The organism is Streptomyces sp. NPDC002809 (assembly GCF_040295435.1).
Classification (GTDB): domain Bacteria; phylum Actinomycetota; class Actinomycetes; order Streptomycetales; family Streptomycetaceae; genus Streptomyces.
Map to the genome: position 1 here is coordinate 1 of NZ_JBEOVJ010000150.1, position 8,217 is coordinate 8,217.

General features: G+C 63.7%; 10 protein-coding genes and 1 pseudogene. 6 read left to right on the top strand and 5 right to left on the bottom strand.

All coding sequences use genetic code 11. From position 1 onward, the window contains the following. Positions 1-85: pseudogene (locus ABT025_RS38875) on the top strand (IS5/IS1182 family transposase); the annotation flags it as partial. A gap of 150 nt (positions 86-235) precedes the next feature. Here ABT025_RS38875 and ABT025_RS38880 read toward each other — a convergent pair. The 3 genes from ABT025_RS38880 to ABT025_RS38890 all read right to left on the bottom strand — a co-directional run bounded on the left by ABT025_RS38880 (position 236) and on the right by ABT025_RS38890 (position 1,997). Next, positions 236-748 carry a hypothetical protein gene (locus ABT025_RS38880; RefSeq protein ID WP_351003484.1) on the bottom strand — a complete coding sequence of 171 codons (513 nt, stop codon included), beginning with the start codon at positions 746-748 and terminating at the stop codon, positions 236-238. A gap of 573 nt (positions 749-1,321) precedes the next feature. Then, on the bottom strand, positions 1,322-1,516 hold the full coding sequence (locus ABT025_RS38885) for a hypothetical protein (RefSeq protein ID WP_351003486.1): 195 nt from the start codon (positions 1,514-1,516) through the stop codon (positions 1,322-1,324). Between the two features lie 58 nt (positions 1,517-1,574). Next, positions 1,575-1,997 (bottom strand): winged helix-turn-helix transcriptional regulator, encoded by a 423-nt coding sequence (locus tag ABT025_RS38890; protein ID WP_351003487.1) that lies wholly within the window; start codon positions 1,995-1,997, stop codon positions 1,575-1,577. A gap of 131 nt (positions 1,998-2,128) precedes the next feature. On the opposite strand from ABT025_RS38890, the gene ABT025_RS38895 reads away from it, so the two are divergent. Continuing rightward, positions 2,129-3,001: an aldo/keto reductase family oxidoreductase gene (locus tag ABT025_RS38895; protein ID WP_351003489.1), complete on the top strand. Its 873-nt coding sequence runs from the start codon at positions 2,129-2,131 to the stop codon at positions 2,999-3,001. Positions 3,002-3,228: 227 nt separating this feature from the next. On the opposite strand, the gene ABT025_RS38900 is transcribed toward ABT025_RS38895, so the two are convergent. After that, the gene (locus ABT025_RS38900) at positions 3,229-3,678 is read right to left on the bottom strand and encodes a transposase (protein WP_351003491.1); all 450 of its coding nucleotides are present in this window, start codon (positions 3,676-3,678) and stop codon (positions 3,229-3,231) included. Continuing rightward, positions 3,659-4,003 (bottom strand): hypothetical protein, encoded by a 345-nt coding sequence (locus tag ABT025_RS38905; RefSeq protein ID WP_351003493.1) that lies wholly within the window; start codon positions 4,001-4,003, stop codon positions 3,659-3,661. The genes ABT025_RS38900 and ABT025_RS38905 overlap by 20 nt, the downstream gene beginning before the upstream one ends. 492 nt (positions 4,004-4,495) lie before the next feature. Here ABT025_RS38905 and ABT025_RS38910 point away from each other — a divergent pair, with 492 nt between their 5' ends. From ABT025_RS38910 to ABT025_RS38925, 4 genes are all read left to right on the top strand, one after another. Beyond that, positions 4,496-4,765 carry a barstar family protein gene (locus tag ABT025_RS38910; RefSeq protein WP_351003494.1) on the top strand — a complete coding sequence of 90 codons (270 nt, stop codon included), beginning with the start codon at positions 4,496-4,498 and terminating at the stop codon, positions 4,763-4,765. A 206-nt stretch (positions 4,766-4,971) separates the two neighbouring features. After that, positions 4,972-5,271 (top strand): HFCD family protein, encoded by a 300-nt coding sequence (locus ABT025_RS38915; protein ID WP_351003496.1) that lies wholly within the window; start codon positions 4,972-4,974, stop codon positions 5,269-5,271. 303 nt (positions 5,272-5,574) lie between these two features. Next, the gene (locus tag ABT025_RS38920; RefSeq protein ID WP_351003498.1) at positions 5,575-6,171 is read left to right on the top strand and encodes a hypothetical protein; all 597 of its coding nucleotides are present in this window, start codon (positions 5,575-5,577) and stop codon (positions 6,169-6,171) included. 1,376 nt (positions 6,172-7,547) lie between these two features. Next, positions 7,548-8,036 (top strand): endonuclease domain-containing protein, encoded by a 489-nt coding sequence (locus tag ABT025_RS38925; protein ID WP_351003499.1) that lies wholly within the window; start codon positions 7,548-7,550, stop codon positions 8,034-8,036. Positions 8,037-8,217 lie beyond the last annotated feature (181 nt).

Here is an 8,217-nt window from a genome sequence, read left to right on the forward strand (position 1 = left end):
GGAACGACGAGCAGACATCCACGAAGCCTTCCTCAAACTCGCCTGCTGCCTCATCACCCACCGACAGATCACCTCATTGTGTTAGCCGTTGTAAGTGGACTTCGGCCACGAGAAGACCCCTCAGCCATGGTTGATTGAGGGGTCAAAAACAGGCTCCGGTCCCATGGGTAGGACAGAGACCCGCCGCGGCGAAGACACGGGGCTTGTCTCTTGCTGTCGCCGGTCGGTCAGGCCATCAGGCCATCACATGACGGGTGGACCGCCAGGCGATCTCCCCGGGCAGGTCGGTGACCTCCAAGGCTCCGTCCTCCGTCAGCCGAAGACGGTTGCCGCGCCCGTTGAGGCCCAGGCTCCACACTCGCTGTCCGTCGGCGTCGTCGATGGTCAGGTCGCCGTTCATCTGCATGACGCACATTCCAGGGGACCTGCGCTGCGTCTGGGACGACCACCGCGGAGTACGTTCGCCGTCCTGGTACAGGACCAGGTTCCCGTCGGTCTCGTAGACGAGCCGGTACCGGCCACCCCCCGAACTGATCGAGTCCCCGCTGCGCAGGGTGTCCCCGGGATGCATGTGGTCGCCCTGGGCCGTGGGGTTCTCGGTGTCGTAGACGTAGCCCAGGCTTCGGTGGTCGAGCACCGCGCTCACCCGCACGCTCGACCACGGGGGCATCAGGTCGTCAACGTTCTGTCCCTGCGGGCCGCCGCGCTGCGGGCGATAACCCTCGTTCGGGTGCCGCTGCTGCCACAAGGCCCACAGTCGGTCGATGTTGCAGAAACTGCGGACGCCGTGACGTTCCCCAAATCACCGTGGCCGACGGCTCGATCTGGCACGCATGACTAGGCGGTTTCGTTTGGATCAGCCGCACGTTGTTCCGGCCTCAGGCCCGGTCGCGGCGTCCGGTCCCCGGAATAGCAGTTCGATTCGCGTCCACTGTGCGTAACTCAAGGCCAGGTTCATCTCGGCCAGCAGCAGAGACGGAGAACACTGTCCACGCCAAGGGCTGTCCCGTAGTCCGTGGTGGATCAGCGCGCGGCGTCGGATGCGGTGCATCGCAAGGCGGAGCGTCCGCATACTGGATGTATTCGGACGTTCCGACAACGCGGCGAGGTGCCGTAGCTGTCGTCGCGCGCCCGCCAGGGATTACGGGACAGCCCTTACGAGCTCGTGCACGGTTGGCGGTGAGACGTCGACGGCGTCGGTGGGGCCTCGGCGCTCACGTCTGCCAAGCCAGGATCCGGTCTGCGGTCCGTTGCTGGGACAGGAGGCCGGCAATGGCTTGGACGGTGTCGTCCATGTGCTCGCGGCGGCCGAGGTGACGGGTCAGTGCCGCCAGTTCTTCAGGTGGGCGATTCCGTGCTCGACCCGGATGCGTCGGGAGGAGTGTGCCTTGCGCCGGCGCTCGTGCATCTGCCACAACGGTCCTACCTCGGCCACGAGTTCAGCGATCACAGCGGCCGGCAGACCCGTGATCCTCCGGTCGCCGATGATCGCTGCGCGCGCTACGTTCCCCACCACACAGCCATGATCGACGATCCAGAGCTCGACGTCTCACCGCTAACCGTGCACGAGCTCGTCAGGAAGCTCGTGCGTCATGCTTCTCGCGGTTGGCGAAGACTTGGTCCATGTGGGTCTGCGCCCACTGTCGGAGCCCGCGTGTCAGGTGGTGAAGCGAGAGACCGAGGTCAGTCAGCTCGTAGGTGACGGTGACGGGGACCGTGGGTGTCACGGTACGGATGAGCAAGCCGTCGCGTTCGAGGGCTCGTAGGGTCTGGGTCAGCATCTTCTGGCTGACGCCGGCCAGTAGCCGGGCGAGCTCGGAGAAGCGCATGGCCTTCGGGGCGGGCGATGCGCCGGGTTGTTCGGACGCGTCACCGCCCAGCGCGCACAGGATCAGGACGACCCACTTGTCTGAGATCCGGTCGAGGAGCTGACGGCTGGGGCACACCGCCAGGAAAGCGTTGTACTCCGCCTTCTTGTCGTCCTTCGTCGTCGTCACTGCTCTCGCCTCGCACCCTCTGGGTTAGTTAGGCACTTCAGAGTGCCTACTTCCCGATAGGAAGTTTGTCTCCAATGCTGGTGCAAGGGGGCCGAAGACACCACCCCTGGCCATGAGTGAAAGGCATCACGATGAACACGCCCTCCACACCTCTTCCCGGCGGAACCTGGAAGCTGGGTGACTCGACCGTCACCCGGTTCGGCTATGGCGCGATGCAGCTAGCAGGACCGTGGGTCATGGGTCCGCCCGCAGACCACGACGGCGCCCTGGCCGTCCTGCGCGAGGCGGTCAGCCTCGGGATCACCCACATCGACACCAGCGACGCCTACGGACCGCGCATCACGAATGAGCTGATCCGCGAAGCGCTGCATCCCTACCCGGAGTCGCTGTTCATCGCCACCAAGGTGGGCGCCAGCCGCGACGCGCAGGGCGGCTGGCCCACGGCCCGGCGCCCCGAAGACCTGCGCAAGCAGGTCCACGAGAACCTCGAATCCCTCGACGTCGAGGCCCTTGACCTGGTCAACATGCGCATGGGCGACGCTCAGGGCCCCCAGCCCGGCTCGGTCACCGAGGCATTCGAAACGCTCGTCGACCTCCAGCGAGAGGGCCTGATCCGCCACCTCGGCGTCAGCAACGTCACCGCGGAGCAGGTTGCCGAGGCACGCGGCATCGCCCCCATCGTGTGCGTGCAGAACATGTACAACATCGCCCACCGCCACGACGACGACCTCGTGGACTACCTCGCCGCCGACGGCATCGCTTATGTGCCGTTCTTTCCCCTGGGAGGCTTCACGCCACTACAGTCCGAGGCCCTCTCACAGGTCGCGAGCCGACTGGAGGCGACGCCTATGTCGGTCGCGCTGGCATGGCTGATGCAACGCTCGCCGAACATCCTGCTCATCCCCGGTACCTCGTCCACCGCCCACCTGCGCGAGAACATCGCTGGCGCCGGACTCTCCCTCTCCAACGAGGACGTGGCCGAACTGAACAGCATCGGCCACTGAACAACACAGGTAGTCGACTGAACCAGGCAGTTTCGCCCGGCTTATCGGGCGGACCAGAGGAAGATGCCCGCGATGTGGAGTCCGGCCAGGTAGATCGTGGCCGTCTTCTCGTATCGGGTCGCGATACCGCGCCATTGGTAAGAGCGGCGCATCTCCGGCCTGCCCGGCAGTGAGGAGGAAGGCCAGTGGTCTCCAGTTCCCGTCGGCGGCGAGGTGGATCTTCGTGGTCAGTCCGCCGCGGGACCGGCCAATGGCATGATCGGCCGGTTCGCCGGCTGGGGCCCCTTTTTACGGGCTCCGGCCGCGTGCTGGTGGACCCGCCCGATTGTGGAGTCCACCGAGACAGTCCAGTTGAGGTCCTCGTCGGCGTCGGCCTGGGCCATCAGCGCGGTGAGGACCCGTTCCCGGGTGCCGTCGATGGCCCACATCCACAGCCGCTTGTAGACGCCTCGCCAGTTGCCGTGCTTCTCCGGCAGGTGGACCCACGGTGTTCCGGTCTGGAACTTAAAGGCGATCGCGTCAATCACCTCTCGGTGGTCACGCCACCGACCACCCCGTTTCGGTGTCCGGTCCGGGAGCAACGGCTCGGTCCGCGCCCACTGCGCGGCAGTCAACGGCACACCCGAACCAACAATCCGATGATCTAAACGAAACTGCCTAGAGCTCAACACGGTCACTCACTACGTCGTCATCGGGCTCTCCATAGCGCAGCACGACGTGTGCCGGCCGAAACGGAAGCAGGCGCAACCCAGGCTCCATCACCCGGAACAAGGCCTCGGCGTCAGGACCGTAGGCGTATATCACAACCTCTCCCCCGCCGAACTCATTGCCGTCGACCTCACCCACACCAGCGGCTGCGACTGCGGCTCCGATGGACCGCTCGGCTTCGAAGACCAATGACCGCTGGCCAGCTTCACCGAAACCATCACCGCCCAGATGGAAGCGAGCGATCACGGCGTGTTCCGGAGTCTCGTCCGGCGAGTCGAAGAGTGTGTCCTGCATGGCTCCACCTTCCCACCGGCCTCTGACCCGAGGGTTGCCCGGGGGTTCTGAGCGGGCGGCGCTCTCGGGAGACACCTGATCTGCAGGTTCGGCCGGGGACCGACACCTCGATGCTGCGCGGTCATGACGTTCGGGCAGAGATGCCCATGTACGCCTCTGTCCTGCGCTGTGATGTCAGCAGTGGGCCGACCGGCCACAGGGAGCAAGCAGGTTCTGGCACTGCCGTCACCTACTACCGTCAACGCCCCCGCAGCGGCTCGCTGCGGGGGCGTTCTGACTGGTGGGCGCGGACGGTTTCGAACCGCCGACATCTGCTTTGCAGGCCTGGCATCGGTCTCAAGACGCTCTTTGCTGGTCAGTGACCGTGCGCAAGCGCCACACCGGTCAGCCCGACCTTGAACCATCTCGTACCTCAAGTGACTGTGGCTGACCGCTCGATCTGGCACGGATCTGGCACGCAGGCCTCTGCTGACACATGCAAGGATCGCAAGCATGCTCACCATCGACGTCAGTTCTGTGACCGACGAGCGCGGGCTCCATGCAGCACTTGCACAGGCACTGAACTTCCCTGGCTTCTACGGCATGAACTGGGCCGCATTCTGGGATGCGATCACCGGCCTGGTGCAGATCCCAGACCATCTGTGCTTCGCAGGCTGGGACCACCTGAACAACCAGGTCTCGCGCGGGGCCACCCTGCTCCGACAGGCACTAGACCAGTATCAGCAGCAGTACCGGCCGCAGTTCCTCGCCGAGTACACGTAGAGCACCGCAAGCCCCTCGATGCGAACTATCGGCACGACGGTCACTGAGGGCTGCCGACCTGTCCACCCGGGCGCTCGAGGCCAACAGCGGCTGCTGATAGTCGCTGTGGTTGCGGTACTTCTCTGCTGTACTGCTGGCCAAGGAGGGACGGACCGACTTGGGGTGGTGGAACCGTGAGTGCAGGCAGTCGCGGAGTGCTGGGAGTCGTGGGCACGGCAGCCGATGGAGTCGAGCAACTACGCACCGGCCTGGTCGAGCCAGCGATCGCCCTCGGCTGGCAGGCAGCCGTGACCCTGACCCCGAATGCCGGCCAATGCCTCCGGGCGAACGGTGAACTGGACCGGCTGGAAGCCGCGACTGGCCTGCCAGTCCGGGATACGCCTCGCCTACCGACCGAGGCTAGCCCACACCCGGTCGCCAACTGCTACATCGTCGCCCCCGCCAGCGCGAACCACGTCGCCGAGCTCGCGATGGGCATCGCCGACAACCAAGCACTGAGCAAGTGAGCGAGGCGATTGGCACGATCGACGTTTCCGTCGTGGTGTTCCCGCGGGTCAACGCAGCACACATACGGCACCCAGCGTGGGACGGGCATGTCGCCGCCCTACGGAAGACGGACGTAGAGCTCATCCACGATTCTGACGTCTGGCCGCTCCATGCGTCCCGCGAAGGACCAGCAGTTCGACAGCTCCCCTGGGCCGCGATCACGGAGTCCATCCAGCATGTGACGGCCCGGGCTGCTCGACGCCCGCATTAATCGATACCGTGCGGGGCTGATATCCCTGACTATAGATAGAAAGATGGACTAAATGGAATTAGCCAGCCTGATCGTGGCTATTATCGCGGCGCTCATTTCAATTGCTTCAGCCTATGCAGCATGGAGGGCAACCCGCCCCAAACCCAAGCTTTCAGGTGCCATCACTACGGGATGGAGGCAGCGAGTCAACATGAATATCCCCGGCGAACCTTCGGGCGACGCAGTAGGATTGCATGTGATTTTAACCAATGCTTCCTCCCATCCGGTGCACCCGATGCACTTTCGCCTAGAAGTAAGGAGCGGGAATCAGTGGCGCACGGGCAAGCGAATGCAAAATTATCAGGCACAACTGCCCGAATTGGAATTTAGTAACTATGCGGCAAGCATTTCATATAATCACCTGATCGACTGGCCACCGCGACCCGTGGATCATGGAGCACCCCTAATGGGATTTATTTACAACCTTGTGCCTGGCCTAACGACTGGAGAAGCGATCGACGAATATAGGGTTACGGTCACAGATGTGTTCGGCGGGAGGACTCAATTCAGCAAAACGCAAGCGGAAATCGATGCTTGGAATTACAGTGATGCCGCGCACACCACTCTTGAGCTCATCACGCAAGCGGGAATTCCGGTACGTGTCGTCTGACGCGGATAGATGCGCCGCTTCCCCGGCGGTTGTCACGCAGTTAGACACCCAGCGTCAAACGAATGCCCATCACTGGGTGTGGAAGTGCTCACTGTCGCCAAGGCGCCGAGTAAAGCCCTGCCTGAAGAGCTCGGCCGCAATAGCGCCCACTTCCTCTGCGGTGTAGCCAGCATGGGCGGCCGCAATGCCGGCGTGGTAGTTCAGATCTAGGCAGGCAGCTCTGAAAGTCGCGCTACCCGCTGGGCTGCTCAGCCCGTCACGAGGCATGACGCACTGTGCGGCGGCGGCTGCACCAAGTTGGAGGATCTCATCCCGGCTCCTTGAACTGTTGACCCTGTGCTGACCGTAGCCGGGGTGGCCGCTGGACGTGCCAAGAACCGAGGGCTTGCTGCTTTATAAGCCTGGCGCCGGGCACTGAGACGTCCTCGCTGACCACCCGCCATCCGAGGCACTGGGCGTGTCAACACAACACCTGCACCACCGCGCGCACCAGTTGACCGTGGCTGACCGCCTGATCTGGCACGCCGACACCTGCCTTGTAAGTTCGATCCGAGCCCGTTCCGGCTGCTGTTGTGGACTGGTGCGGCGGCCGGACAGAGACGCTGATGCACGTCGCCGTCCGGCCTCGTTGATGTCAGCCGTGGATGTCGATCCGAGCGAGCCAGGTTTCACCCCTTGCTCCTCATCTGGGTTGGTAGTCCCAGAAGCAGTAGGCGCACGCGCCACGTCCCTCCGCCGTGGCTTCGGCCAGCGCGACACGACGCCGAGGATGAGTGTCCATGCCCACACTCAGGGCGTACTCCTGCCTATCCTCCAGGGCCTTGCAGGCCGAAGAGCGGTGGAAGACCTCGCCTCCGGCTGTGATGTAGACGAACTTGACCAGGCCCTCGGGGACAGGAGCGCAGTCCACGCACTGTTGGACAACTAAGTCGTGTATGCATCGCTCATCCATGCCGCCAGGTTAGTCAGCGGGTCTGACGGGACCATCAAAGTTCATGCCGATCTGAACCTTGGGTCTAACCCCCAAGGGAGGTTGACCCCTTCTTCCCGAAGCAACTGGGGGTGCGCGCTGGCCTTGGCCTGCCGTGCCGGCCACCTGCGCTGATGGTCCGCCGACGTCCACGGTTGTTCGTGGTTGCGCGCGGTTGTCACGCAGTTAAGCACTCCCTGTGCCTCGCGTGTCCCGTTGCGCATAGTGGGTGGGACAGGTAGGTGGACTGGGACTCCTGCGCGCGGTCCCTGCCAGGGGACGACAAGGCGAACTGTCAGTGCAGCCGCCTAACTTGTTGCTTGTGGATTGGCTAACAGACGACGAGATCATCGCCCTGACGCGTGAAGAATTCGATGCATGGGTCGATACTTTGGAGCCGTGCAAGGTGTGCTTGGGCCAGCTTTGGCGGGTCGATGCGGGACCCAAGGGGAGGGTATGTCCGCAGTGCCGCAATGCCGAACGGCAGGCACGACGACACAATCTGACGCGTGCCCGCGTCAATGCAATCCTCAGAGTTCAGGATGACACCTGCCCCCTCTGCGGCAGTCTGGGCGGCGACCCCTCAACGGAAGGGCCGTCATGGTGGCACATTGATCACGACCATCGCTGCTGTTCCGGGCCGACATCTTGCGGACATTGCGTGCGAGGGCTGCTGTGTAAGGGCTGCAACACTCGGGGCCTGGCTTGGTACGAGAGTCTCACTGCTGATTTGCAGACCTGGGATCACGTCAACGCCTACCTAACCGATCCCCCCGCGCGCAGACCAGAGGCAGCGGTGCTGTTCCACGGAGATCTCACAGGTGTCCGTTTACGGGATGGGGCCTTTGCTGACTGGCGCTCCAACAGGCTTCTCAGCGAGCCCTTTCCATCCTAGAGAACGCGCCGCATCAGTCGGAATCAGCTCCTGTTGCTTCGCAGTAGAGCAGCGAAGCCCTGAGCTTGGGAATCACCGCTCCTTGCTGTCGGCGTACTCGCGTATGTGCAGAGGCAGGTACGGATGAACGTGCAGAGCAAGTAGCCGCAGACTGGCCCTCATTGCCGTGCGAGATGATGGG

Coding starts and splice junctions, on each gene's coding strand:
- ABT025_RS38895 (WP_351003489.1), top strand. CDS start 2,129: ATGAACACGCCCTCCACACCTCTTCCCGGCGGAACCTGGAAGCTGGGT.
- ABT025_RS38905 (WP_351003493.1), bottom strand. CDS start 4,003: ATGCAGGACACACTCTTCGACTCGCCGGACGAGACTCCGGAACACGCC.
- ABT025_RS38910 (WP_351003494.1), top strand. CDS start 4,496: ATGCTCACCATCGACGTCAGTTCTGTGACCGACGAGCGCGGGCTCCAT.
- ABT025_RS38920 (WP_351003498.1), top strand. CDS start 5,575: ATGGAATTAGCCAGCCTGATCGTGGCTATTATCGCGGCGCTCATTTCA.